Annotated in this window: 26 protein-coding genes and 1 riboswitch; of the genes, 5 read left to right on the top strand and 21 right to left on the bottom strand. The window is 34.8% G+C overall.

Going from position 1 to position 25,066, the window contains the following annotated elements:
• Nucleotides 1-12: 12 nt before the first annotated feature.
• The 10 genes from H0173_RS00130 to H0173_RS00085 form a co-directional block, all read right to left on the bottom strand.
• Complete coding sequence (locus tag H0173_RS00130) at nucleotides 13-732, bottom strand: polymer-forming cytoskeletal protein (protein ID WP_221843897.1); 720 nt, start codon at nucleotides 730-732, stop codon at nucleotides 13-15.
• Nucleotides 733-747: 15 nt separating this feature from the next.
• Nucleotides 748-1,374, bottom strand: coding sequence for a YhbD family protein (locus tag H0173_RS00125; protein WP_221843896.1), 627 nt, complete (start codon nucleotides 1,372-1,374; stop codon nucleotides 748-750).
• A 139-nt stretch (nucleotides 1,375-1,513) separates the two neighbouring features.
• Nucleotides 1,514-2,284 carry a divergent polysaccharide deacetylase family protein gene (locus H0173_RS00120; RefSeq protein ID WP_221843895.1) on the bottom strand — a complete coding sequence of 257 codons (771 nt, stop codon included), beginning with the start codon at nucleotides 2,282-2,284 and terminating at the stop codon, nucleotides 1,514-1,516.
• A 97-nt stretch (nucleotides 2,285-2,381) separates the two neighbouring features.
• Nucleotides 2,382-3,455 (bottom strand): ABC transporter substrate-binding protein, encoded by a 1,074-nt coding sequence (locus H0173_RS00115; RefSeq protein WP_221843894.1) that lies wholly within the window; start codon nucleotides 3,453-3,455, stop codon nucleotides 2,382-2,384.
• Nucleotides 3,452-4,255, bottom strand: coding sequence for an ABC transporter permease (locus tag H0173_RS00110; protein WP_221843893.1), 804 nt, complete (start codon nucleotides 4,253-4,255; stop codon nucleotides 3,452-3,454). Before H0173_RS00110 ends, H0173_RS00115 begins: the two co-directional genes overlap by 4 nt.
• A complete protein-coding gene (locus H0173_RS00105; RefSeq protein ID WP_221843892.1) occupies nucleotides 4,252-5,055 on the bottom strand; it encodes an ABC transporter permease in 804 nt (267 codons plus the stop codon). The genes H0173_RS00110 and H0173_RS00105 overlap by 4 nt, the downstream gene beginning before the upstream one ends.
• Complete coding sequence (locus tag H0173_RS00100; RefSeq protein ID WP_221843891.1) at nucleotides 5,045-6,151, bottom strand: ABC transporter ATP-binding protein; 1,107 nt, start codon at nucleotides 6,149-6,151, stop codon at nucleotides 5,045-5,047. The genes H0173_RS00105 and H0173_RS00100 overlap by 11 nt, the downstream gene beginning before the upstream one ends.
• A 201-nt stretch (nucleotides 6,152-6,352) precedes the next feature.
• Nucleotides 6,353-7,483: a metallophosphoesterase gene (locus H0173_RS00095; RefSeq protein ID WP_221843890.1), complete on the bottom strand. Its 1,131-nt coding sequence runs from the start codon at nucleotides 7,481-7,483 to the stop codon at nucleotides 6,353-6,355.
• A gap of 126 nt (nucleotides 7,484-7,609) precedes the next feature.
• Nucleotides 7,610-8,452: an oxidoreductase gene (locus H0173_RS00090; protein ID WP_221843889.1), complete on the bottom strand. Its 843-nt coding sequence runs from the start codon at nucleotides 8,450-8,452 to the stop codon at nucleotides 7,610-7,612.
• A gap of 16 nt (nucleotides 8,453-8,468) precedes the next feature.
• Complete coding sequence (locus H0173_RS00085; protein WP_260630950.1) at nucleotides 8,469-9,152, bottom strand: M50 family metallopeptidase; 684 nt, start codon at nucleotides 9,150-9,152, stop codon at nucleotides 8,469-8,471.
• A gap of 211 nt (nucleotides 9,153-9,363) precedes the next feature.
• On the opposite strand from H0173_RS00085, the gene H0173_RS00080 reads away from it, so the two are divergent.
• Nucleotides 9,364-10,368, top strand: a complete 1,005-nt coding sequence (locus H0173_RS00080; RefSeq protein ID WP_221843888.1) for an AI-2E family transporter — start codon at nucleotides 9,364-9,366, stop codon at nucleotides 10,366-10,368.
• Between the two features lie 43 nt (nucleotides 10,369-10,411).
• Here the strand turns inward: H0173_RS00080 and H0173_RS00075 are convergent, their stop codons facing one another.
• Nucleotides 10,412-10,903 (bottom strand): GNAT family N-acetyltransferase, encoded by a 492-nt coding sequence (locus tag H0173_RS00075; protein ID WP_221843887.1) that lies wholly within the window; start codon nucleotides 10,901-10,903, stop codon nucleotides 10,412-10,414.
• A gap of 221 nt (nucleotides 10,904-11,124) precedes the next feature.
• Between H0173_RS00075 and H0173_RS00070 the strand changes: the two genes are divergently transcribed.
• Nucleotides 11,125-11,580, top strand: a complete 456-nt coding sequence (locus H0173_RS00070; RefSeq protein ID WP_221843886.1) for a hypothetical protein — start codon at nucleotides 11,125-11,127, stop codon at nucleotides 11,578-11,580.
• 19 nt (nucleotides 11,581-11,599) lie between these two features.
• Here H0173_RS00070 and H0173_RS00065 read toward each other — a convergent pair whose 3' ends face one another.
• From H0173_RS00065 to htpG, 3 genes are all read right to left on the bottom strand, one after another.
• Nucleotides 11,600-12,652, bottom strand: a complete 1,053-nt coding sequence (locus H0173_RS00065) for an ATP synthase beta subunit C-terminal domain-containing protein (RefSeq protein ID WP_221843885.1) — start codon at nucleotides 12,650-12,652, stop codon at nucleotides 11,600-11,602.
• A 129-nt stretch (nucleotides 12,653-12,781) separates the two neighbouring features.
• Nucleotides 12,782-13,003, bottom strand: coding sequence for a hypothetical protein (locus H0173_RS00060; RefSeq protein WP_221843884.1), 222 nt, complete (start codon nucleotides 13,001-13,003; stop codon nucleotides 12,782-12,784).
• Nucleotides 13,004-13,124: 121 nt separating this feature from the next.
• Nucleotides 13,125-14,999: a molecular chaperone HtpG gene (gene htpG / locus H0173_RS00055; RefSeq protein WP_221843883.1), complete on the bottom strand. Its 1,875-nt coding sequence runs from the start codon at nucleotides 14,997-14,999 to the stop codon at nucleotides 13,125-13,127.
• 207 nt (nucleotides 15,000-15,206) lie between these two features.
• On the opposite strand from htpG, the gene H0173_RS00050 reads away from it, so the two are divergent.
• A complete protein-coding gene (locus H0173_RS00050) occupies nucleotides 15,207-15,911 on the top strand; it encodes an NAD-dependent protein deacylase (RefSeq protein ID WP_221843882.1) in 705 nt (234 codons plus the stop codon).
• Nucleotides 15,912-15,995: 84 nt separating this feature from the next.
• Here the strand turns inward: H0173_RS00050 and corA are convergent, their stop codons facing one another.
• From corA to H0173_RS00030, 4 genes are all read right to left on the bottom strand, one after another.
• On the bottom strand, nucleotides 15,996-16,937 hold the full coding sequence (corA, locus tag H0173_RS00045) for a magnesium/cobalt transporter CorA (RefSeq protein ID WP_221843881.1): 942 nt from the start codon (nucleotides 16,935-16,937) through the stop codon (nucleotides 15,996-15,998).
• A gap of 386 nt (nucleotides 16,938-17,323) precedes the next feature.
• Nucleotides 17,324-18,511, bottom strand: a complete 1,188-nt coding sequence (locus H0173_RS00040) for a DHH family phosphoesterase (protein WP_221843880.1) — start codon at nucleotides 18,509-18,511, stop codon at nucleotides 17,324-17,326.
• A 104-nt stretch (nucleotides 18,512-18,615) separates the two neighbouring features.
• Entirely contained in the window at nucleotides 18,616-19,392 is a 777-nt protein-coding gene (locus H0173_RS00035) for a nucleotidyltransferase domain-containing protein (protein WP_260630949.1), read from the bottom strand.
• 107 nt (nucleotides 19,393-19,499) lie between these two features.
• Nucleotides 19,500-20,126, bottom strand: coding sequence for an NUDIX hydrolase (locus tag H0173_RS00030; protein WP_221843878.1), 627 nt, complete (start codon nucleotides 20,124-20,126; stop codon nucleotides 19,500-19,502).
• 131 nt (nucleotides 20,127-20,257) lie between these two features.
• Here H0173_RS00030 and H0173_RS00025 point away from each other — a divergent pair, with 131 nt between their 5' ends.
• Complete coding sequence (locus H0173_RS00025; protein ID WP_221843877.1) at nucleotides 20,258-20,743, top strand: GNAT family N-acetyltransferase; 486 nt, start codon at nucleotides 20,258-20,260, stop codon at nucleotides 20,741-20,743.
• Between the two features lie 21 nt (nucleotides 20,744-20,764).
• Here the strand turns inward: H0173_RS00025 and H0173_RS00020 are convergent, their stop codons facing one another.
• The 3 genes from H0173_RS00020 to H0173_RS00010 all read right to left on the bottom strand — a co-directional run bounded on the left by H0173_RS00020 (nucleotide 20,765) and on the right by H0173_RS00010 (nucleotide 22,942).
• Nucleotides 20,765-21,079: a DMT family transporter gene (locus tag H0173_RS00020; RefSeq protein ID WP_221843876.1), complete on the bottom strand. Its 315-nt coding sequence runs from the start codon at nucleotides 21,077-21,079 to the stop codon at nucleotides 20,765-20,767.
• Complete coding sequence (locus H0173_RS00015) at nucleotides 21,076-21,417, bottom strand: DMT family transporter (RefSeq protein WP_221843875.1); 342 nt, start codon at nucleotides 21,415-21,417, stop codon at nucleotides 21,076-21,078. The genes H0173_RS00020 and H0173_RS00015 overlap by 4 nt, the downstream gene beginning before the upstream one ends.
• Nucleotides 21,418-21,484: 67 nt before the next feature.
• A riboswitch (guanidine-I (ykkC/yxkD leader) is annotated at nucleotides 21,485-21,580 on the bottom strand.
• A gap of 126 nt (nucleotides 21,581-21,706) precedes the next feature.
• Nucleotides 21,707-22,942, bottom strand: a complete 1,236-nt coding sequence (locus tag H0173_RS00010; RefSeq protein WP_221843874.1) for a dicarboxylate/amino acid:cation symporter — start codon at nucleotides 22,940-22,942, stop codon at nucleotides 21,707-21,709.
• A 487-nt stretch (nucleotides 22,943-23,429) separates the two neighbouring features.
• Here H0173_RS00010 and H0173_RS00005 point away from each other — a divergent pair, with 487 nt between their 5' ends.
• Nucleotides 23,430-24,998 (top strand): GNAT family N-acetyltransferase, encoded by a 1,569-nt coding sequence (locus tag H0173_RS00005; protein ID WP_221843873.1) that lies wholly within the window; start codon nucleotides 23,430-23,432, stop codon nucleotides 24,996-24,998.
• The last annotated feature ends 68 nt before the right edge of the window (nucleotides 24,999-25,066 follow it).

The raw sequence follows: 25,066 nt of genomic DNA, 5'->3' as shown, positions 1-25,066 counted from the left end.
ACCTCATTTAATTTAAATTTGCATATACTTTGCAACATAGCCATTTTTCTCAATTTCGAAATTTCCCTTATATTCTACTAAATCAATTTCGCAATTTTCTCCGATAGTAACATTATTTCCACGGACAATATGAGCCTTTGTATTTTCAAGCCTTATTTCATCTCCTTCGATGACTTCTGCTTCAAATTTAAAGGACTTCACTTTCTTTAATAAGGACATGACCATACTTTTTTGCTGCTTAACGATGATTTCTTGTCCTCCCATTTCTTTCACCTTACAATCTCCAAATGTGTAGATATTAATATGTTCTGCACTTAATAAACCGTCAATTGAAAACTTCCCATCTGCATGAAAGCTTTCACATTCACAATCTCCCCCAACACTTAGTTTACCTTGGAGTTTGATTTCATCTCCTTTTACATTACCACCAACTGAGAGTAGTCCCGATACTACCATATTTTCTGATAAGGCATTCCCGCTTATGGAACCATTCCCTTCAATCTTTAAATTGCTGGATTCAACATCCCCCATTACTTTTCCAGTACCTTTAATCTCTAGTGAACGGCTCATAATATTTCCGTTTACAGTCCCTGCTCCGTTACATTCAAAGTATTGACACTGAATATCACCATTCAATGTTCCCTTGCCATTAATATAAACATTTGAAAATATGCCGCCATTCGAACTGCCAAAACCATTAATTGTTAAATCCCCTAGCTTTTCAAATTCCATGGAGTCTTTCCCCTCTCAACTATTCAGCTTTTCTTTTAATTCCTCTATACAGGTCTGTAGTGATAATTGAAAAATTATCTTCGTTCCCTTTTCGAAAAAAACGCCTTCAGGATTGCATACTACAAAACAAGAAGATACACCTAGTTTTCGGATAAAAAATAATTTGCACGTTTTTTGATTCATTTTGTCGCTAAAATCTGTTAGCACTTGAATAATCATTTTTCCTTCGTCAAGATTGATTTCTCCAGCTTGAAGAAGCTTTTCAAGTATATACACCTGTAATAAATTTTCAAAAGTAAAAAATTTGATGATTCCTTTTTGCTGTAAATAAAAATCCAAAATATTCGGTGCAACAATGTTACGGATAGATAATTCTTCCTGAGATAGTTGTACATTCCCTAATGTAGGAGATAAAAGATCAGCTAATTCATCTAATGATATATTGTCTTTCATCGCCTTAATTTTTTCAATCCTATCTAGGATTTTTTCCTTCGGAAAGAACGTTTCTTGCCCAGTAAATGTGGATTTTCTTATAAACCACTCATCTGGAATTAACCTTTTCCGTTTCCACCTGTATAGCTGTCCGTAAGAAATATCGGTTAAATCTAATAAATCTTTTTTGGAAATTAAGTCTGTATTCATGGATTTCTCCTTTCTTTTATTCAATGTAACATAACATTGTTACGTTTGTAAATCGATTTTTTAGGAAACACTCTTTTGGCTATAGGTTAATTTGTTAAATAAAACTAAGAAAAGCCGCACAAATTGGCGGCTTTAACCATTAAAATCTTTTATCAATGAATTTCAGTTCTGGAATAAGTACTGATAAGGGGACAATTTTTGCTTGGTTTTTATATACAGGAATATATTCCTGCAAAACATCTACCATCATAGGTCCAGAAACACCAACATGGCCAATGGCGATCAAACGATCTTTTTCTGATAGTTCCCCGGCAAGTAATTTGGCTTGCTTTGTAATATGCTGCTTCGTATAAATATCATCGAAGAAGAAGTTGTTTTCAAGATATGGAACATTCATCTCTTCTGCTAATTTTCCAACAACACTCTTTCCTGTTGTTTTGCTATCAAGATAGAATAAGCCATATTCTTTACATACACCCAGAACAATTCTCATTACACGTTCATCTTCTGTCGCTTTTGAACCCATATGGTGATTCATGCCAACTGCATGGGGAATATCCTTAATGGCTGCCACCACTCTCTTCCGAATTTCATCATCACTTAAGTCCGTTGTAATTGCACCTGGCCCTAGCCAGCTCTTCTTTCCCTTCTTCGGTTCCATTGGCATATGGACGATTACTTCATGACCATATTTTTTTGCTAATTCTGCATCCTGTTTAGATGTTGGCATAAAAGGCATAATAGCTGCTGTTAACGTAATTGGTAGTTTTAATATTTCTTCCGTGCCTTTCATATTATTGCCAAGATCATCTATAACAATTGCCAGTTCCTTCTTTTTTGTTTCTGATTCAGCTAAGTGAGGCTGGTGCATAGTAAAAATAAAAACGAATAGTATAATCAATCTCAGCATGTTATCACTCCTTAAAAATAGAATCTCCATTATTAAAAAAGACATGAATAGAAAAAACAAAAAAAACTGACAAGCCATCTGGCCAGTCAGTTTCTAGTCATTTACGATGCATTTTAAATTCTAAGAACAGATCATTATAGTAAGCGAGCATTCTTTTTCCAAGGTTTTTATACACTTCCAGCTTAGCTGTCATTTCTTCGTCCGGATAGAATCGTTCATCACTAGTAATTTCTTCATCCATAAATTGAAGCGCACCTTTGTTTGGTGTAGAATAGCCAACATATTCTGTATTTTGTGCAGCCACTTCAGGATCTAGCATAAAATTAATAAATTTATGTGCAGCCTCCGGATTTTTAGATGTCTTTGGAATTACCATATTATCGAACCATAAATTAGATCCTTCCTCAGGTATTACATATTCCACATCATCATTTTCCCACATAATTTCCTGAGCCGTTCCAGACCATACAAGTCCGATACTTGCTTCGCCATTTTCGAGAAGCATTCGAATTTCATCACCGACAATCGCTTTAATATTCGGTGTTAGTAAATCTAGCTTCTTCTTCGCCTCGAGCAAGTGCTCTTCATTCTTATCATTTAATGAATAGCCTAAACTATTCAGACCCATACCCATTACTTCACGTGCTCCGTCAACAATAAGAATTTGATTCTTAAATGCTGGATTCCATAAATCATCCCAGCTTGTGATCTCCATATCACCAAGCATGGCTTTATTATATAAGATTCCAACCGTTCCCCAGAAATAAGGAACGGAATATTCGTTTCCTGGATCGAATGGCAAATCCATAAAGCGGGGATCGATATACTTTAAATTAGGAACTTTACTATGATCAATCGGAAGTAATAGATCCTCTTCACGCATCTTTTCTATCATATATTCAGAAGGTATAGCAATATCATAAGACGTTCCGCCCTGCTCAATTTTCGTTAGCATGGCTTCATTCGAATCAAATGTTTCATATATGACTTTGATTCCGGTTTCTTTTTCAAATCTTTTAATTAAATCCTGGTCAATATAATCTCCCCAGTTAAAAATAGTTAAAGTGTTTCCACTAGAGTATCCTTGAGCAGAATTTAATTTATTAACTAAAAGAATTAAGCCAACTGAAACGATTACGACCGCTGCTAAAGCACGAATAAGCTGTTTCATTTCTTAACCCCCAATCCTGCGGAACGGTTATTACGCTGTGTGATAAAGTAATAACCCACCACCAATAACATGGTGAAAATAAACAATAATGTGGAAAGGGCATTAATACTTAAAGAAACTCCGCGTCTTGCAAGCGAGTAAATTTCAACTGATAAAGTGCTGAACCCATTTCCTGTTACAAAAAACGTAACAGCAAAATCATCTAAGGAATATGTTAATGCCATGAAAAATCCTGCAAAAATTCCCGGTGTAATAAATGGCAAAATAACCTTTGTTAAAACATCCCATCTTGATGCACCTAAATCGAGTGCTGCATATATCATCGATGTGCTCATCTCTTCGATTTTTGGCAATACCATTATGACGACAATGGGCACACTAAAAGCAATATGGGCTAATAAAACTGAAACAAACCCGAGCTTTATTCCGATAATAGTAAATAAAATTAAGAAAGATGCACCGATAATAACGTCTGGACTAACAATTAAAACATTGTTTAATGAAAGCAATGTATTTTTCACTTGTCTTCTTCGTGCATAATAAATGGCCAACGCACCGGCAACACCAAGAATTGTAGAAATTGCTGCAGATAAAAGAGCAATTATAATCGTATTTAAAACAATAATAAATAATCGAGTATCCCCAAACAGCTCTCGATACCAATCAAGGGTAAAACCCTCAAAATGATACATCGTTCCACTGCTATTAAATGAATAAAACACTAAGTAAAATATCGGGGCATACAGGATTACAAAGACTAAAGCTAAATATAATGCGGAAAGCTTCATCTTTTTCTTCATATTATCCCCCGCTTTCTCTTACCTGTTAACACCATGATTAGTACCATGGCAATAATTAAGAATACAGCAATCGTTGAACCCATTCCCCAGTCTTGAGTAACTAAGAAATGCTGTTCGATAGCTGTGCCTAGTGTAATAACACGGTTCCCGGCAATTAGTCTTGTTAGCATGAACAGTGATAGAGCAGGAATAAACACAACTTGACATCCAGATTTAACACCGTCAAGCGTTAACGGGAAAATGACACGTGTAAATGTCGTCCAAGGGGAAGCCCCAAGATCATTTGATGCATCAATCAATGATGGATTTAATTCATCCAAAGCATTAAAAATCGGTAAAATCATAAAAGGCAGAAAGATATAAACAGATACAAAAATAAAGCTGAAATCTGTAAACAAAAGCTGTTTGCTGCCAATGCCCATTACTTCAAGAAAACTATTCGCTGCCCCATAAGTGCCAAAAATGCCGATAAACGCATAAGCCTTCAGTAATAAATTAATCCAAGATGGAACAATAATGAGTAAAAGCCAAAGTTGCTTATGTTTAGTTTTTGTCAGTAAATAGGCAGTTGGATAAGCGATCAATAATGAGAAAAATGTAATTAAAAACGCGTACCAAAAAGAACTAGCCGTCATTTTCAAATAAACGGGAGTAAAGAACTTTTTGTAATTATCAAATGTAAAATGACCTTCAATATCAAAAAAAGAATAATAAACGACAAGGAGAATCGGCGTTACAACAAAAAGGAGAATCCAAATTACATAAGGAATAAGATAAAGGTTGCGAGAATTACTTTTCATAGCTTCCCTCTTCATATGCTTCTAATCGTTTGTCAAATTCCTCTTCTGTTTCTCCGTGTCTCATGACATGAATAGCTTCTGGGTCAAAATAAAGACCAATTTCTTCTCCGACGTTTGCCTTTTTCGTTGAATGTACAAGCCATTCATTGCCATCTTGGTCATAGCAGCTGATCTCATAATGAACACCGCGGAAAAGCTGTGTATCTACCTTCACACGAAGTTTTCCTAAATCAGGCTTTGTTATTTCTAAATCTTCCGGACGAATAACAACTTCTATCGCTTCATTCGGATTTAATCCTCCGTCTACACAATCAAAGGTTTTTCCAGTAAATTGAACTAAGAAATCTTCGATCATTACGCCTGGAACAATATTTGATTCTCCGATGAAATCTGCGACAAAACGGTTAATCGGTTCATCATAAATATCAGTTGGAGTCCCGCTCTGTTCGATCTTTCCATTATTTAATACGAATATTTCGTCTGACATCGCAAGGGCTTCTTCCTGATCATGCGTGACAAAAATAAAGGTAATTCCTAACCGGCGCTGAAGCTCACGCAGCTCATACTGCATTTCAGTTCGAAGCTTTAGATCAAGGGCAGATAATGGTTCGTCTAGAAGAATAACCTCAGGTTCATTGACAATGGCCCTTGCGATAGCCACACGCTGTCGCTGACCGCCTGACATTTCTCTAATTTCACGATTTTCATAGCCTTCTAGATTTACAAATCGAAGTGCTTCTTTTACTTTTTTCTCAATTTCAGTGTTTTTCATTTTCTTAATTCTTAATCCGAATGCTACATTTTCAAACACATTTAGATGAGGAAATAAAGCATAATCCTGAAACACCGTATTCACTTGACGTTTGTTCGCAGGTACTTCATTTACTAATTTTTCATTTATAAACACTTTCCCTGAAGAAGGTTCAATAAAGCCGGCAATTAATCGCAAGATGGTTGTTTTCCCGCACCCAGATGGACCAAGCAGCGTATAGAATTTCCCACGCTCAATCTCAAAGCTAACCTCTTTCAGAACTGGAGGGTCATCGTCATATTGTTTTGTCACATTCTCAAAACGAATAATAGTATTATTTGTCATTTTATCTCCTTCTATCAAAAAAATTTCTAATATCGTTTTTGCTATTAGTCGAAAAAAATCGAATGATTACATTTTGACATTCAAACGTAATAATACCATATTCCAAAGGATTCATGGAGAGATTTTTAGAAAATATTGTATAGGCAATTCCTGCACCTTGCCTAAATTATTGATTTTGGATGTGCAGGAATAACTTGCTTACTATTTATTCAAGTATTTAAGAGTTTCTTGGTGCAACAATTTTACAGACTCAATTATTCGTTGATCCTCATGAACTAATGGAATAAAGGTATTCTTATTTTGATGGTAAATGGGTCTATTCATTGATTGACTGCTCATCACTTCCCATTTTCCATTCTCTTTTTGCAGATCTAAATCAATTATTCCAAGATGATTCCCCCAGAAACCTGCTTGTACTGCAGGAATTCCGTTTATCGTCCCTAATCCATTGTTAATTTCTTTACTGCCAATACTGTTCTTATCCGGAAATAATAAATGAGTATGACCGTATAAAATCGCATCTATTCCCTCCACTTCACTTAATGCGTTAACAGAATTACCTTCCTGTTCTTTCAACCCTTTATCAGGTTCAAGACCAACATGTGCAAGTGCAATAACAATGTCTGTCCCCATATTTTTCATAATTGGAACAAAGTGCTGGGCTGTTTCTTTGATGTTTTTTATTTTTAGGTTTCCCTGAAAGTATTGCTTGTCCCATTCTGCTGTAATAGGAGTAACGAAACCAATAACTCCAACCTTTAATTTTTGCCTTTTACCATTATTATCGATAAATGTCCGCTCTAAAATGATGAATGGATTGAAATAGTTAAACTCATCTATACCATTTTCATTTTCTCCATCGAGATAAATATTGGCATTTACAAAAGGAAATTGAGCTCCTTCAATGCTTCTTTTCAAAAAATCTAACCCATGATTGAATTCGTGATTACCTACTGTTGCAGCATCATAGTTAAGTAAATTCATCGCTTTATAAACTGGATGTACTGTATGAAAATCCATATATTTCGTTTTCCATACATACTCATCTAATGCATTGCCTACTATCGCATCGCCAGTATCAAAGAGTAGTACATTAGGTTCTTCTTGACGAGCTTTGGCTATTAGTGATGCTGTTTTGGCTAATCCAAATTCGTTGCTAGATTTCCTGTTTTTATAGTCATACCCAATTATGCGTGCATGCAAATCTGTAGTTTCCAATATACGAACACGCATGCTTGCTTCTTTGATCTCTTCGGCATTTGTCTGATTTAAGACAAAGAGCATTAAACTGATGATTAAGATTAACTGTAATAGAACTCGCTTTCTTTTCATCTCATCACCCCTTACCTCTATATTGTCTTATTTTCTCTTAGTTAGTGGAGAATAATCATGTTTTGGCCAAAAATTCCTTTTGGAAGAAATGAAAAAAGATGATAGAATTCCCTATCATCTTGAATGTTATTTATTTAATATTTTTAAGAATGTCTTCTCCCATATTGGCCACTTTAGTGTGTTTTTTAAAAATATGTTTAAGCGGACACCTTTGCCAATTGGATACCTTAGTACGGGCTCTGCAGTTTTCGCAACTTCTGCAATCTTTAAGGCTACTTCATTTGGATCACCAAATGATTGTGACCCTTTATCAATATATTCTTGAATTTGAGTCATATAATGATAGTACGGTGAATCATGATTCAATGACCTTTCTGTTACGTACTTTCCGCTCGTCCAAATATTTGTTTTATAAGAACCAGGTTCAATTAGAACAACATGAATCCCAAATGGCTTCAGCTCAAGTCGGAGACATTCACTCCAGCCTTCAAGGGCATGCTTAGATGCTACGTAAGGAGACATCCCAGGAAAACCCATTCTTCCGCTGATGCTTGACATATTAATAATTGTTCCTCTTTTTTGGGCACGCATACGCGGCAGCAAAGCCTGGGTAACTGCAATCAAGCCAAAGAAATTCGTATCAAATTGCTTGCGATATTCATCTAATGGAATTTCCTCAACAAATCCAGCACTTGCATAGCCTGCATTGTTAACTAATAAATCGATTTGTCCGGCAGTCTCGGCATATTCTTTTAATTTATCAATTGACAACTGTGAAGTAACATCAAGCTCAAAGATGGATATGTTGTCCTCTATCTTATTTTTCTTTGCTCCCGCTAAGAGTGAGGTTCTTTTATTAATATCTCTCATCGTTGCGATAACATGATAATTGTTTTTTGCAAGTTCAATGGCCGCGAGAAGTCCAAATCCGCTTGATGCCCCAGTAATGACAGCTATTTTTCTTTTCAATCGATTCACCTTTTCATTATTTATCAATACGGTAGTTTCCATGTTTATAACCTAAAAGCAAAAAGAAAATAGCTTGTGCGAAAAAGAAAATCCCCCAAAACTGTGCAGGGATGAACATAGTTGATCTCGTCAATCCAGTTGCATCCCCTGCTGAATGCGGCTGTATAAAACTTAATAAAAGAATTGTAAAGGAAGAAGATAGTGATTCAACAAGTAAAATACTGGCTATAATAAGTAAACAGTTTTGAACAAATGTTGTCGAACCTTTGAATAATAACAATAGAAATAAAGCTCCAAAGGAAATAAGCCAAAATAGTCCATAAAAATTTCTTACCCAAAAAATTAAATTTAAGCCAATAAAAAGCAGCAGAATGAAAATAAGCGGCTTATACTGCTTCCTGCTAATAAACCAAAACGATAAAAAAGCGATTATAGATGAAAATACATAGCCAGCTATTCCAGTGAAAAAGCTTCCAAACCAGTTTAAATGGCTTGTATAGGTTACACCTTCTGTATTCATAAACAATGAAATTGTATGAACCTTACCTCCTAATAGGGCAATTACAGCATGACCTGATTCATGAATTAAAGTGTTGATCACACGGACATAACTTCCTAAAAACGGAATATTTGTTAGAATAATAGCTATGATCATAAATAAACAGAATTTCCAAGTAATATTTAGTTTAAGTACTCTCAAAATTTACTCTCCTTGATTTTGGCATTCGTAAAAAACAGCCATAGTAATTAGACGAATAGGGAAAGACTTAGGTTTCAATTATTTTTATGCTTTTGTTTAATTTATTGGTAAAAACATTATGAATATATATAAAAATATTATAGAATAAAATTAGCGAGAATGTTTTATACGAAATTTCGACATCAATGGCATTGGGGGAATTATATTAAAGATGGAAACGATCCGTTCGTTTTTTAATAACAATTCAGTAAAAAGGCTAGTAATTTTTTCGATCTTAGTATTTTTGTTTTACATGCTAAGAAGTATGATCAATTTGATCCTCATTACCTTTATTTTCTCATTTTTATTGGATCGGCTTGTGAATATTGTATCAAATAAGTTTAATCTCCATCGTAAGCTAACAGTAGTCATTTCCTATTTATTAATTATTGGACTGCTATCCATTGGTGTAATTAAATATTTACCGATTATTATTGTTGAAATTTCACAGCTTGTAACTCAGCTGCAGCTATTTCTCACTCAGCGGCATGATCATGTTCTTGTTAATTATGTTCTGAGCATGATAGAAACGAATCAAATTTCTAATTACTTAGAACAAGGCTTTACGTTTTTATTAAGATACTTTAGTGGAATGAGCAAAATTGGCATTCAAATCATGATGTCTCTTATTCTAAGCCTCTTCTTCCTACTTGAGAAACCAAAACTGGTTGAATTTACATCTAAATTTAAATACAGTAAAATTGCTCCATTTTATAATGAGATTGAATTTTTCGCGAAAAAATTCGTATTAACCTTTGGAAAAGTCATTGAGGCTCAATTTATTATTGCACTAGTGAACTGCGGTTTGACAACTCTTGCTCTATGGATTATGGATTTCCCACAGCTATTGGGTCTGTCAATCTTGATCTTCTTCCTAGGATTAATTCCTGTAGCAGGGGTTATAATCTCATTAATTCCATTAATTGCAATTGCCTACACAATCGGCGGAATTATGCAGGTAGTCTATATTTTAATCGTGATTATGATTATCCATTCTATTGAAGCGTATATATTAAATCCAAAGCTGATGTCATCAAAAACAGATTTACCTGTTTTCTACACATTTATAGTTTTAATTTTTTCAGAGCATTTCTTTGGAATATGGGGGCTTATCGTAGGTATCCCTGTGTTTGTTTTCCTATTGGATGTACTTGATGTTCGGAATAAAAATAAATGAAAAAGCAGAGATATTAGATTCTCTGCTTTATTTTTGTAAATAATTATGATTTTGAAAGCGCTTGATATTCCTTTACTACTAGTTTATATATAGGTTCTGGGTGATGCCCTTTTTCAATTTCACCTGTTGGCTTAAATCCCGCCTTCTCATATACACGAATTGCAGCATCATTATTATAAATTACAGATAGGTATATTTCTTCACACGAATACATTTCAATCATTTCTTCTATTACTTTTCTTAAAATGGGCATTCCATATCCCTTTTTTTGGTAGGCGTGACCCAGCATAATGCTAATTAATTCGAATCGATTGGTTTCCCTGTGAAAACCATGTGAAGTAAAGCCAATTAGTGTTTCACTATCATAAATGGCTTTTGGCGTAAATCTATATACTTGGCAGACTGCAAGAAAGAATGCATTTGAACCTACCCATCTTTCAAAAATTTGAATTCGTTTCTCCTGATCCAAATCAGACTTTAAATTAATCACATCCCAAAAATTGCTCTCGGTTACTTCTACTAGTTTAATATTCATATACAGGTTCCTCTACATTATTGATATATAATCTTGAAGTAATTAAATTCGCTAATAAATTTATTTTTCCTGCCATGATTTCTAAACTGGTTTGTTAATATTACAAAAGCTGAGAAGAACTCCGTCATCATTTTGTTGTATGTCTGCTTTTAAAAGGTATTCTCATGATATATGACGAATATGTTTAATTAATAGGTTATTTTTAAGGGGGGAGTTTCCGTTTGCTAACTCAGAATAATCGCAATCCTGTTTCTATTCTTCTGCTCATTTACTTTTCATTTCAGATTGCATTATTAATGTTAACTTATTTAACCCAATTTAATATGGTTGGGCTGCAATATGCAGTGAACGAAGTAGATAATACAGTTTCCTTCGATCAAGGAGTCTTTCAAAAAGAATCAAAAAATATTCAAATCACCAAGGAAAATTCACTGCAAATTATGCATTTAGCTTTACCGATTATACGTGCAAACAATTTGTGGGAAGTGAATATCTTTTTAATTCCCCTTCTAGCAGCAGGGTTTATCAGCTTACTTCTATTTAAAAGTAAACATAAAAAATGGTATACAGCCCTTTATGTCTTATTACTAATTGGTATGTTCACATGGAATACTGCTACATTAATAGAAATCAGAAATGAAATTAGACTGCATTCTTCTTTGCTAGAACAGCCATAGTATAGGAACTTTTAGTTATTTATACACCCATCAACTGCCCCGAATACGTTAATTGATCAATTTCCATAGAATCAGCGGCTCCTTCTATTATTCTTCTCACATCATTTAAGGTAATTTGCAAGCTGACAGACTCGCCTTTTTTTCCTGTAAAAGCTTCTGCTACATAAAATGGCTGTGTCAAATATGCTTCTAGTCGTTCACCACGCTTAAATGTTTGTAGTTCAGAAGCTGGCAGGCGTTCCATTCCGCCAACATTTACTAAAGATCGAAGTTCACGGTAACGGCGAAGAAGTTTTTGGGCACGCTGCTGTATGTTTAGGTGGTTTTGATCAAGATATGCCCCTTCCAGTACAGATGAAGTGGAGTAGATTGGGTTGACTGCCGGAAATTTATGTCTAGCAGCCAGGTCTGCATCAAATTGCCAAATTGTTTCAAGTGGTCCATATGGAAGATCCTCATCAACTGCTTCCCCTTTTAAATCAACCAGAAACGTTGTGATAGATGAGATATCGGTAGATTGTAATTTTTCTTGAAGTTCATAAATATCTCCAGTTAGGACATGACTGCGATCTGCCGCAAATGCAATTTCCGCTGTTTTTCCTTGTTCCGCAATCTTTTCGTAAGCCTCTTCTATCGTGTGCACAATAATATCAGAATTTATTTTTACATCGTTTAATTCAGGATACTCCCCTTTTGGCATTAGAAGCATCGTTATAAACTGATCCTTCTTCAATCTAAAAAATATTTCCGAAAGCAAGACGAGCTGACCCATACCATGACGAGCCACTAGACCAATCGTTCCTCCTTTAGTAAGTGGAGCAAATAAATCAAGCGTTTTAATATTCGTCTCAATCATTTCTAGTTTCTCCCCTCTAATAATTAATTCATCCAAACTGCACTCAGCAAGATCTGCCAATGCCACTAATGTTCGAACCTCCGAACGTCCTACAGGAATTTTTCCAGTACATAAATTAGATACCGTAGCAGGCCGCAAGCCTACTGATTTGCACGCAGTGGTTAAATTCGGAACTCTTCTGCGTAAAAGTGAAACATTAAGTTTTAAATTTTCCAATATTTTCACCCCCTTACTTTATAAGGTAATATATATTACTTTTAAAAGCAATATATTTTTACTTTCAAAAGTAATTTTTTTTTCATCTCAAATAAAAAGAGGAGAACAATTGGTTCTCCCTTCACAAAATTATAAAATATTAGTTCGTCTTTTATCGTCAAGCTGCATTTGCTCAAGTTCTAGCCTCATCTTTTGTGTCTCAAGTAAATAATTCTCTTGCTTTAATTTTTCTAACTCAATTTGATCTTGTATGATTTTATGTTTAATCTTTGCTTGTTTTTGAAAATGACTTGTTAAAATAGCGATGATTGGGATTGAGAAAATCATGATACTTGTGATACTTCCAGTCATAAATCGATTCACCTCATTTTTCTAAAAAGAGTTTGGTTTTCTAAATAATACCATAAATAGTTAAAAGAAGTACTATTGCTAAAACAAAAAGAGCTGCAAAAGCAGCCCTTAATTTCATTAATTAAACCATCACTTTACATATATCATTTGTAAATTCAATCGGATCTTGAATTGGAAGACCTTCGATTAACAATGCCTGATTATAAAGCAGGTTCGTGTATAGTTTTAATTTGTCTTTATCATTTTCGAAGGCAGTCTTTAAGGAGTGGAAAACATCATGCTGGATATTGATCTCCAGTACTTTATCTGCTTTAATGTTTTGATTATCCGGCATAGTACTGAGGACTTTTTCCATTTCAATTGTCACTTCCCCGTCAGAAGAAAGACAAACAGGGTGAGATTTTAATCGTTTTGATGCTCTTACTTCCTTAACTTTTCCTTCCAAAATATTCTTCATAAAATCAAACAGGTCTTTATTTTCGTTATTGATCTCATCTTGACTCTCTTCGTTGGAATCAATTCCGAGATCCGCGCTTGAAACAGACTTAAATTCTTTTTCTTTATAAGACATAAGCATTTTAATTGCAAATTCGTCGATATCATCTGTAAAGTATAGTATTTCATATCCTTTTTCGGCAACTAGCTCAGCTTGCGGAAGTTTGGCAATTCTTTCATTCGACACACCAGCCGCATAGTAGATGTACTTCTGATCCTCTGGCATTCTTGATACGTATTCATCTAGAGTAACAAGTTTTTTTTCTGTTGAAGAATAGAACATGAGTAAATCCTGCAGAACATCTTTATGCATGCCAAAATCATTGTATACTCCGAACTTTAGCCCTCTGCCAAAAGATTGATAGAATATTTCGTATTTTTCTCTATCATTTTTCAGCAAGCTTTGAAGCTCACTCTTTATTTTTTTGTTAATGTTTTTTGCAATTAGCTTTAATTGGCGATCATGCTGCAGAATTTCTCTTGAGATATTTAAGGAAAGATCTTCTGAATCGACCATTCCCTTTACGAAACTGAAATAGTCTGGAAGCAGGTCAGAGCATTTATTCATAATGAGAACTCCATTAGAATATAACTCTAGTCCTTTTTCAAATTCCTTAGAATAATAATCAAACGGAATCTTCTCAGGGATATACAGAATCGCATTATAGCGGATCGTGCCGTCTACACTAATATGAATGTGTTTTAGTGGTTTATCAAATCCATAATGTTTTTCATTATAAAAGGCTGTGTAATCATCGTCAGTTAGTTCACTTTTGTTTTTTCTCCAGATTGGAACCATGCTGTTGATAATTTGTTCTTCCGTATATTCCTCATATTCGTTATCACTGCCCTCTTTTAGCCTGTTGCTTGTCATATCCATTTTTATTGGATAACGAATAAAGTCAGAGTATTTTTTTATGATTGATTTTAATCGATATTCCTCGAGATAATCGTCATATGTATCCTCTTCATTGTTTTCTTTGATTTTCAGAATTATTTCTGTACCTACTCCATCTTTTTCACATGGGACAATTGTGTAACCATCTGCTCCTTCAGATTCCCATTTGAAAGCCTGTTCACTGCCTAAAGCTTTACTAATAACCGTTACAACGTCAGCCGCCATAAACGCGGCATAGAAACCTACTCCGAATTGCCCAATAATATCGTGGCCATCTTTTATCTCATTTTCGGTTTTAAATGCTAAGGATCCGCTTTTTGCAATGATTCCCAAGTTCGTTTCCAATTCCTCTTTTGTCATTCCGATGCCAGTATCAATAATGGTAAGCGTGCGATTTTCTTTGTTAGGGACTATTTTTATATAGTAATCTTCTTTATTAAAGTTTAGGTTTTCATCCGTTAGTGTTTTGTAATAGATTTTATCTATGGCATCACTGGCATTAGAAATTAATTCTCGTAAGAACACTTCCTTTTGAGAATAAATGGAGTTAATCATCATTTCTAATAGCCGTTTGGATTCTGCCTGGAATTGAATCTTTTCCATTTTGCCCTCTCCTTCCAATCTCACTTTACTAGAATATTAAATTGAATAATTAGCACTCCGCGTGTTAGAGTGCTAACCACTAACAAATAAATACCATAACCTTTTTTTCTTGTCAATTAGGATAGTAGGAAAAGAATGAATATAGTATTTATGTTAAAATGGATTTAAATGTTAACTAATTAATTCAAAATAGGAGGCATCGGTAAATTGTTGAAAAAATGGTTAGAGGATTCAAATTATACAGTTATATTTACCGGGGCTGGCATGTCGACAGAAAGTGGTTTGCCAGATTTTCGTTCTTCAAAGCAAGGCATGTGGAATAAGAAGGATCCCAGTAAGATTGCCAGTGTGAGTTCATTAAATGAAAATGTCGATGAATTCATTGAATTTTATCGAGAACGTGTGCTAGGTGTAAAAGAGTATTATCCACATAAAGGACATTTTATTTTGGCTGATTGGGAAAAGCGCGGAATAATCCAATCGATTATTACTCAAAACGTGGATGGCTTTCATGAGCAAGCGGGAAGCAAAAGAGTTGCTGAACTTCATGGTACTTTACAGCAATTGCACTGCCAATCTTGCGGAAAGAAATACAGCAGCCAGGAATACATTAACCAGGAATATAACTGTCAGTGTGGCGGACTGCTGCGCCCCTCTATTGTATTGTTTGGTGAATCCTTACCTGAAGCTGCATTTCAATTTGCTTTAGAGGAATCGGAAAAAGCAGAACTTTTTATCGTACTAGGCTCATCCCTAACTGTCACACCCGCTAACCAATTTCCTTTAATCGCGAAAAAAAATGGAGCTAAGCTAGTAATTGTTAATTTGGAACGTACTGATTTTGATTATTACGCTGATGAGGTCATTAACGATAAGGAAATTGGCAAGCTGTTACAGGAATTAGATGAATAAATAAAATAAGTGCTGCCCGAGCATAAAGGACAGCACTTTATCATTTAATGAAATAGCTTTTGCAAATGGAGTCCTAAATATTTTTTATTTAAACCATCCCATCCTCCATAAAATAAATAGCAAGGTGGAACCAATTATAAACATTATGCCTAATACTCCGAAATAAGCCCACTTCCAAGTTAGTTCTGGCATATATTCAAAGTTCATCCCATAAATGCTTGCAATAAAGGTAAGTGGTATAAAAATGGACGACATGACAGTCAAGGTTTTCATAATATTATTCATCCGGTCTGAATTTAAAGAAATATAGCTGTCACGGATATCATTTGTCATTTCGCGATTGGATTCAATCATTTCGGAAAGCTTTAACAAATGATCATATATATCCATGAAATAAGCCCTTTCCTCCTTTGGAATAATTACTCTTTCTGAATTTAATACCCGATACAGCAGCTCACGCATTGGAAAGATCGTTCTCCTCAATTTCAAAAGCTGACTTCTTAATTTAAATACATTATTCATTAGATCTTGCTTTGCGTCCTCGAGCTCAATGTCATTTAATTCATCTTCAATTTTATAAACTGCTGGAAAATATTCATCCACTATTTTATCCATTAAATGATAAAACAAATGTAACGCACCTTTTTCATAATCAAAATTACTTGCAAGAAGCTTTTGTTTGACAATTGTTATTTCTGGAGATGGTACTAAATGGAAGGTTACAATGAAGTTTTTTCCAACAAAGACATCCACCTCATCCGGTAAAAGAGTTTGCTTGTTTAACGTATGAATGACAAAAAAATCATATCCATCATAATAATCTAATTTCGGACGCTGCAATAAATGCATGCAATCCTCAATTGCCAATGGATGAAAACCGAAATGCGTTTTTAGCAGCATGGTTTCCTCTGATAATGGTGCTTCAAAATCCATCCAAAACCATTTGATATTTTCTTGAAATAATTTTTCAATTGGCAAATCTTCAATTAGCTGATGGTCATTTGTAATAGCAAAAGAACGTATCATATGTATAGTTTCCCCTAATCATCATTAGTTTGTAAATTAAAGCCAATATGTATTTGTATTTTTTAGGAGGATGCCAATATTTATTATTGTGATTAAATGGCATCATATAACGTTAAACATCTATTATATGATATAACCCTTTCTGCTAATTGAAAAACATCATTTTTGTAGAAAAATTATTTAAACCTGTGATTTGGCGGCCTGTAATGCAGCCCTCAGCTCTATTTTATTACAACTTCTTTGTCAACTCAAAAATTTTCCAATGAAAGCCCACCCTTTTAAACTATTAATTTCTCTCCTACATGACTTCGAGAAAAAACTAAACAAAAAAAGAAAAGGATGATCTCTTTTTCTTTTTTTGATTGCATTTTCCGATATATGAACGTTTATTTTCCGTGCGTTTTTGCTTCTTTTATTAAATATTCTACAAATGTGTCATCCTTGACGAGCCAGGCTGCATATTTTCTTTTTAAGAAGTTTTCCGCTTCCTGAAAGCTGGAATAGTCATGATTTGTTTTTTTATTATTTTGTTTAATGCTCCAAGTCTGATTTTCATTAAGAAAAATTAGAAATAAATCTTCGTTCCGGCTTTTATAAAGAGAACCGAACGATGACGAATTTTTTAAGTTATATCGATTAAATTTTGCATCTTCTCTTAACGGCTCTAATTGAAAAGTTTCAGCAGCAAAATGGCGATAGGCTTCCTTGGTTAAGGAGCAGCCAGCTGCTTTTGCATGTCCGCCACCGCCATAGTGGCCAGCAACTTCAGAAACATCGACAGTATCATGAATCGTTCGGAAGCCTAGACGCTTGCCGCCAATATTTAATATAGCGATATAGTCTAAATGAGGATATTCCTTTCCTAATTCATTTCCAAGCTCGGAATGATAGGACTCTGCATAAACAATGCCAGCGAAATGATTTCCAATTTTCGTTTGGACTAGCTCTCGTCTTTTCCTGCGAATGTATCTTTCAATCTTCTCTTCTTCCATATCCAAAATCTTTTGTTCGAATTCATCGAACTGAAATTGATCACTACTTTTTAAGCGATGAATCATTTTTTCCTCAAATTCCTCAATGGAAACTAAAAAAAAGAGTGCATTTAATCTCTGAGCCTGCTGGTTATTGTTTTTTTCCCATTCCCAAGTGTCATATTGCCTGACTAGCTCAACAAACTCTGAAATGGCATCTGTTGGAGTGAGTAACTCTTTTGTTACAAGATAGTCAAATAATAATGAAGTTGCAGATGTTAATTTTCCTTCAGTATCTTCAACAATTACATGTCCCCACTCATAGTCATTATAATGCAAAGAGGTTTTATGGTGATCCAGGAGCTGCACCTTTCCCCCTGCTTGATAAAACGCTTCAATTCTCTCTTCATTTTCCTGATTAATAGATAAGTCAGTAATGAATAGAAATGTATCTCTGCTCTCGTTTTCCAAAAACCATTCTACTTCCCGATCGAGTCCTGAAATGGAGTTGTAACGAACCTTTACTCCCTTATCAAAGGCAAGCTTAGCCAATATTCCACAGCCAACCCCATCCAAATCATTATGTGACAATAGTTTATACATCTTCTTCACCTCTGAAAGTAGTATGGATTGAAATGGGGGAAAATATTGATGCTAAAGTACTAAGTAAAGCGAAATATTTTTAGTTTCATTTAAAAGCTATTCGATTATAAAACCATATCAATCATTTGTATTATCTTATCTTCATTGTCGGCTATTTCCGTCTTTAAGCTTAGAGCTTTATTTAGCTTCAAAAATTCTGGGACAATCTTTTCAATCGTGGTCATGATTCGACCCGTATCTCGCTGGCAGTCCCAGCTAGTTAAAAGGAATAATTGAGAGTTGCTTAACTCACTTCTATTTCCTTCTAACTTAGACCAATCGCCATATGATCCATCTACATGTATATTCTTTTCCATATACCAGCCATAAACCATGAGCCAACGAATTCGATCAAGATTAGCCATTGCATAATTTAATTCATTTCTCATTACCGCACGATAAGTTTGGTGAATAAATGCTACTATTTTCGTTCTCCAAAACTCAACATTTGCGTCATCTGGTTCATACCTTATAGAATTTGAAGCTTGAATTAATTTTTTTATGATGCTTTGTGGATCATATAATGCCTGAATATTTTTCAGCCATATCGATGGAGTAGTTTCATTTGGAGTATGATACCAAGAATCTACCTTCACAAAGCACTTAAAATGTGTGACAACGACAGGTGAAGATTGTGAAGAGTTTTCAAAGAATAGTACCTCTCCCCAGTTTTGCGGGAAAATACATTTTTGATTAATAAAATCCTGTTTGCTTTCAGGTTTAACAATAACATGTAAATCAATATCTGAATAATGATCAAAATTCCCATTAGCTAAAGATCCCGCTAAATAAATCCCTAACACATTAGGATTATTTTTCAAATCATATACTGCGTTTTGCAATAATTTTTCTCGATGTAAAGGCAATAGATTATCCCTTAAACTATGTCTAGATACAAATCCCACTCACTATATACCATCTCCTTAATAAAATTTGCAGATTTCGCTGCTCAGTCTTTCAAGTAATCATTTATTAATTGCAAAATTTCCTCATAATAACAATGTTCATGGGGAACCAGGTCGTTTCTACTTACCTGTTTATTTATTCTCTCTTTTTTTCCTAGCTGATTTACTTCAAAGCCTTCAACTGAAATTGAACTTACCTCTCCTAATAACAGTTTAGTGAAATCAGTTAATTTTGCCTTAAAGATTCCTGAAACTTCCTCTTCCTGCAAAATAAAATTATCTAATTCAAACTGGCTTTTATATAAAAAAACATGAGCAAACTCATTATCGATGAGTAAATCTCTTGTTACACTATAATCAACGACACCAAGTGGAATTAATTTCTCGAATGCAACATCTACTCCTAATTCCTCTTTTATTTCTCTAACGCCGTCAAAAATCGTTTCTTCAGCAAGTAAATGTCCAGCAGCTGTTATATCTAGAAGATTAGGATAGTCCTTTTTTAAGTGACTTCTTTTTTGCAGAAAGATATAGCGAGTACCCTCTACTTCACTGACAAACCAACAATGAAATGTTTCATGCCAATATCCTTGTTTATGTATCTCTTCTCGTGATGATACGCCAATTGGATGTCGATCCCGATTAAAAATTTTAATTAATTCATCTTCCATTTTGGACTCCTTTATATTAAATTTCCTATAAAACTCATTATATCTATTTTCGTTGTTTAATTGTATTTTTTTTCCTCCATTTAGGAAAAATATGATACTATTAAAAAAATATTTACAGGGAGGTAAATTGAATGGATTTTATCATTAGGGATATGAGAGTTGAAGATATTCCCGAAGTTCAAAATGTAGCGAAAACTAGCTGGAACCATACTTATAAAGGGATTATCCCACTCCACATTCAAGAGAATTTTTTGAAATCTGCCTATAGTGATGAAATGATGGTGAGGAGATTAGAGCTGTCTCACATGTTTGTTGCTATTGCAGATAATAAAGTTACAGGTTTTGCGAATTTTTCTCCATTAAAGGAGAATGGAGAAATTGAATTAGGATCTATTTATCTTTATCCTGAATATCAGGGAAACGGGATTGGAACTGCTCTGCTGCAAGAAGCGATTGAAAAAATTGAGGGAATTAAAGAGGTTTATATAAATGTAGAAAAGGAAAATCAAACAGGCAGAAATTTCTATGATAAAAGAGGTTTTAAAATCGTTTCTGAATTTGATGATCATTTCGATGGTCATATTCTAAAAACTGTAAGAATGGTATTAATGGTATGAAGCTCGCAAATATTGCGAGCTTCATACTATTAGCTTTAATCCTATCGCTGCCCCTAAAACCATACCGATAAATAAAATTCTCTTCCAATCCTTTTGTTCTCCATATAGCATAATGCCTAATATTGCCCCGCCAGACGCACCAATCCCTGTCCAAATCGCATATGCTGTTCCCATCGGCAATTCCTTCATCGCAAGCGCCAGAAACAGAAAGCTCGCTCCGAAGCCTGATACAAGCATAACGAAAGATTGCCAGTTGCGATTTTTATGCAAGCTATTTATCATTGTAACGCCAATCATCTCAAAAAACCCTGCCAGTACAAGATAAAACCAGCTCATGAAACAGATCCCCCTTTCACAGAAGCTTCATCATTTGTAACAAGCTTCAATCCAATGACTCCACATAATAATATGAATACGAGAACCAATTTTGAAATTTTCAATGGCTCTCCAAAAAAAATGATTTCAGATAAAACAGTACCTGCTGTCCCTAATCCAACGAAAACTGCATAAACCGTACCAACAGGTAGCCTCTTTCCTGCCATAATAAGCATATAAAAACTGACAGCGATTGAAATAATCGTACCCGTCCAAGTCCAAAAATCATAAGCATGCTTTAACCCAATGACCCAAAACACTTCAAAAAATGCAGCAAAAAATACTTTCAACCAATTCATGTTGCTTCTTCCTCCATTAAAGTTTTTCAAAACAAAAAGCCTAAGAGATTTTCTGTTGTAAACAGTCATCTCCCAGGCTTTTATCCTTCCGTGGCACAGAATTATCTGTGAGTTTTCTCTCGGACCAGGCCAACATGATTGCGGAACCCTAGAAAACATTTTATTGATTTATTTTAATTATATTTGTTAAAGGTACTCTTGCAAGAAGAGTTAGGAACCATTTTCATTATATAAATGGGTATAGGTTCACTCAATCTTAGTTTTTCTTTCATATTCTTATATTTTCACTTTAAGCTTTAATACTATTTGTTCCATTTACATCTAAGCCGTCCTCAGAACGCTGTACAATGACAGCGCATACTGCATCTCCTGTTATGTTAACCGTTGTTCGGCACATATCAATTAACCGGTCTACACCTAACACTAACGCTATAGCTTCAACTGGTAGACCTACGGATGTTAATACCATGGAGAGCATGATCAAACCTACCCCTGGAACTCCTGCAGTCCCAATACTAGCAAGGGTTGCTGTTAAGATGACTGTAATGAGTTGACTAAAAGTTAAATCAACTCCTACAATCTGGGCAATGAAAATCGTCGCTACTCCCTGCATAATAGCGGTTCCATCCATATTAATGGTTGCTCCTAGCGGTTGAACGAAACCGCTTACAGTTTTGGAGACACCAAGATTATCTTGTGCGGCCCTCATAGAAACAGGAAGTGCAGCATTACTGCTTGAAGTACTGAACGCAACGATCATCGCTGGTGAAAACCCTTTTAAAAACTTAAGAAGATTCATTTTTCCAAGTAAGGATAATGCTGAACCGTAAACAATTACTAGATGAAGCAATAAAACGAATAAGACGACTAACATGTATTTACCCATTGCCATCACTGCGTCAATCCCCTGTCCCCCAATCGCATTTGCGATTAATGCAAAGGCTCCATATGGCGCAAATTTCATAATGACATTGACGAGGTACATTAAAACATCATTTGATTGTTCTACAAGACGAAGCAAACCATTTACCTTTTCACCTAATCGGGACAGTCCAAATCCAATAAAAATTGAAAAAACAATAATCTGAAGCATGGATTCCTGAACCATTGCATTAAATGGATTTGTTGGAATAATGTTTATTAAAGTATCAATAACAGGTGGCGCTTCTTTAGCCTCAAATTCTGCTCCATCCAATTGGAAATCGCCAGCGCCTGGCTGAAATAGAATCCCCATGCCTAAAGCTATAATAATGGCAATGGCTGTTGTAATAAGAAAGAATGAGATCGTTTTTCCGCCAATGCGTCCAAGCTTTTTTGGGTCACTAATTCCTGCAGTTCCAAGGATTAATGAAACTATTACAATCGGAATAACTAACATTTTTATTAAATTGACAAAAATCTTGCCTATCGGTACGAATACAAATTTTGAAACAGGATCAAAAACGCCTGGAAGAACTAAATTCAGGATTAGACCGACAATGACTCCCAAACCTAATCCCATCAAAATCTTTTTTGTTTGTGACATAATCAAACTCCTTTCTGACATTTACTGATAATTATAAATATTCAATTAAAATAATTCAATATTACTAAAGTATTGACAATTAAATTACCCTAGTAACTTAAATAGGTTTTCACCTCCTTAGGTATTGAAAAAATATTTGAAAATGTTATATTTCCACTGGGCGAAAAAGGAATATAGTTCAGTACGAGTTCGTTCATCCTTTGATGTATCATAAATAACGAAAACTCGGCCATTCGTATATATTTTTAATGACTTTATGATGAGAGTAATTAATATGATAATTATTAGAAGTATATTGTATTATCTCTCATTGTTATTAAACTCCTAATTTTTGAAAATATTAACCAATCTCGATTTTTACCATATATTTCTAATTGTATTCACTTTATTCCTAAATTTAGGGAAAAACATTTCTTTCAATCTAAAATTATGCGAAAATAAGATTTAATCAGTTTTTATAGAGCTTGAGCGAAGAGAGGTTTTCAAAATGTATTGGTGTAAAATTGCCAGGACGGAAAAAGAGTTTGCAGAAATTGCGAAGTTAAACTATGAAACCTTTGTTGAAGAGATTCCTCAGCATGAGCCTGATGACAACGGCATTCGTGTTGATCCCTTTCATAATGAAAATAAATATATTATTGTTCTTAAAGATCAAGAACTTGCTGGTATGATCGTAATTCGGGACCAACGTCCTTTTTCATTGGATAAAAAAGTTGGGCCAGTGGAAAGATTATTGCCGGAGGATGCCTTGCAAGGAAAGCTATGTGAGATTAGACTTTTGGCCGTAAGGAAAGATCATCGTAACGGGAGAGTATTTTTTATGCTTGTCGGTGCATTGTCTGACTATGCATACAAGCAAGGATATAGTGCAGCTGTCATTTCTGGAACAGTTCGGGAGATGAAGCTATATAAACAAATGGGGTTTGAAGCTTTTGCTGAAGCTGTTGGGTCAGAGAATGCCCAATTCGTTCCTATGGTGCTGACGAGAAAGCAGTTCGAACAATCAATTGCAGCAAGATTAAAACAAAAAAGATATTCATTTTATCCAGGACCAGTCTTATTAAGAGAGGAAATTAGCGCAGTTTTAACAGAGGAGCCTGTTTCTCACCGCTCATATGATTTTGAATTAACAATGGAAAAAGTAAAAAACATATTACTTACGATGAGTGGAGCAGCATATGTCCATTTATTAAGCGGCAGCGGGACTCTTGCAAACGAAGCGATGATTGCTCAGCTTAAGGAGCTTTCAGGTAAAGGTCTTATCCTTATTAATGGTGCCTTCGGGGAGCGTTTAATGAACCAAGCAGCGAGATGGGGTTTATCCTTTGATTATGTAGCCAATGAGTGGGGACAGCCTTTTGATGAGACCCAATTAAGAATGCAGATGGACGAAAGTCATTATGAATGGCTATTAATGGCTCATGGTGAAACGTCTACAGGAATGCTAAATGATTTAGAAATAATTAAACACTTATGTAAGCTAAATAATATAAAATTATGTCTTGATTGTGTCAGTTCCTTTGGTGCTCTGCCGTTTTCATTAGAAGATATATATTTAGCAACAGGTGTAAGCGGTAAAGCAATCGGAACGGTGAGTGGATTATCCTTTGTATTTTCAAACCATGCAATATTTGAAAATCCATCACTTCCCTCCTATCTTGATTTAGGATTGTATTCAAATGGCAATATTCCATTTACATATTCATCTCAAGCCCTAAGGAGCTTAGAAAGAGCTTTAGAATATTATAAATGCGGTGACCGGTACAATCTTCTGATGGATCGTTATGAATTAATATTAGCTGCTGAGAAGAATAAAGATATGGAATTTTTAACTCCAAATGGCTATCCGATGATCGTAACCTTAAAAGGAGAAGACAGCTGCTCTGACATGGCAGAAGATGCCGCACTCTCTGGTTTTGATTTGCATTATAAAAGTGCATATTTAGCGAAAAGAGCATGGGTTCAGCTTTCAATCATTCAGCCTAACTTTGAGGAAGCTTGGAGAAAATTTCATAAGTGGTATGTGAATTATAAGGAATATCAGAATAATAATTAGATTCTTATAAAAAAGGGGTATCCATTAGATTGAGATTGGTAGTGACCCCTTAAAGTTAGAGTTTTTAT

The sequence above is a fragment of the Bacillus sp. S/N-304-OC-R1 genome (assembly GCF_019749375.1).
Classification (GTDB): Bacteria; Bacillota; Bacilli; order Bacillales; family Cytobacillaceae; genus Cytobacillus.
This window is presented reverse-complemented; position numbering and strand designations above follow the sequence as displayed.

Bases quoted from the DNA above. Each gene is read 5' to 3' on its own strand.
- H0173_RS00130 (WP_221843897.1), bottom strand. From the start codon at position 732: ATGGAATTTGAAAAGCTAGGGGATTTAACAATTAATGGTTTTGGCAGT.
- H0173_RS00125 (WP_221843896.1), bottom strand. From the start codon at position 1,374: ATGAATACAGACTTAATTTCCAAAAAAGATTTATTAGATTTAACCGAT.
- H0173_RS00120 (WP_221843895.1), bottom strand. From the start codon at position 2,284: ATGCTGAGATTGATTATACTATTCGTTTTTATTTTTACTATGCACCAG.
- H0173_RS00115 (WP_221843894.1), bottom strand. From the start codon at position 3,455: ATGAAACAGCTTATTCGTGCTTTAGCAGCGGTCGTAATCGTTTCAGTT.
- H0173_RS00110 (WP_221843893.1), bottom strand. From the start codon at position 4,255: ATGAAGAAAAAGATGAAGCTTTCCGCATTATATTTAGCTTTAGTCTTT.
- H0173_RS00105 (WP_221843892.1), bottom strand. From the start codon at position 5,055: ATGAAAAGTAATTCTCGCAACCTTTATCTTATTCCTTATGTAATTTGG.
- H0173_RS00100 (WP_221843891.1), bottom strand. From the start codon at position 6,151: ATGACAAATAATACTATTATTCGTTTTGAGAATGTGACAAAACAATAT.
- H0173_RS00095 (WP_221843890.1), bottom strand. From the start codon at position 7,483: ATGAAAAGAAAGCGAGTTCTATTACAGTTAATCTTAATCATCAGTTTA.
- H0173_RS00080 (WP_221843888.1), top strand. From the start codon at position 9,364: ATGGAAACGATCCGTTCGTTTTTTAATAACAATTCAGTAAAAAGGCTA.
- H0173_RS00075 (WP_221843887.1), bottom strand. From the start codon at position 10,903: ATGAATATTAAACTAGTAGAAGTAACCGAGAGCAATTTTTGGGATGTG.
- H0173_RS00060 (WP_221843884.1), bottom strand. From the start codon at position 13,003: ATGACTGGAAGTATCACAAGTATCATGATTTTCTCAATCCCAATCATC.
- htpG (WP_221843883.1), bottom strand. From the start codon at position 14,999: ATGGAAAAGATTCAATTCCAGGCAGAATCCAAACGGCTATTAGAAATG.
- corA (WP_221843881.1), bottom strand. From the start codon at position 16,937: ATGATACGTTCTTTTGCTATTACAAATGACCATCAGCTAATTGAAGAT.
- H0173_RS00040 (WP_221843880.1), bottom strand. From the start codon at position 18,511: ATGTATAAACTATTGTCACATAATGATTTGGATGGGGTTGGCTGTGGA.
- H0173_RS00030 (WP_221843878.1), bottom strand. From the start codon at position 20,126: ATGGAAGATGAATTAATTAAAATTTTTAATCGGGATCGACATCCAATT.
- H0173_RS00025 (WP_221843877.1), top strand. From the start codon at position 20,258: ATGGATTTTATCATTAGGGATATGAGAGTTGAAGATATTCCCGAAGTT.
- H0173_RS00020 (WP_221843876.1), bottom strand. From the start codon at position 21,079: ATGAGCTGGTTTTATCTTGTACTGGCAGGGTTTTTTGAGATGATTGGC.
- H0173_RS00015 (WP_221843875.1), bottom strand. From the start codon at position 21,417: ATGAATTGGTTGAAAGTATTTTTTGCTGCATTTTTTGAAGTGTTTTGG.
- H0173_RS00010 (WP_221843874.1), bottom strand. From the start codon at position 22,942: ATGTCACAAACAAAAAAGATTTTGATGGGATTAGGTTTGGGAGTCATT.
- H0173_RS00005 (WP_221843873.1), top strand. From the start codon at position 23,430: ATGTATTGGTGTAAAATTGCCAGGACGGAAAAAGAGTTTGCAGAAATT.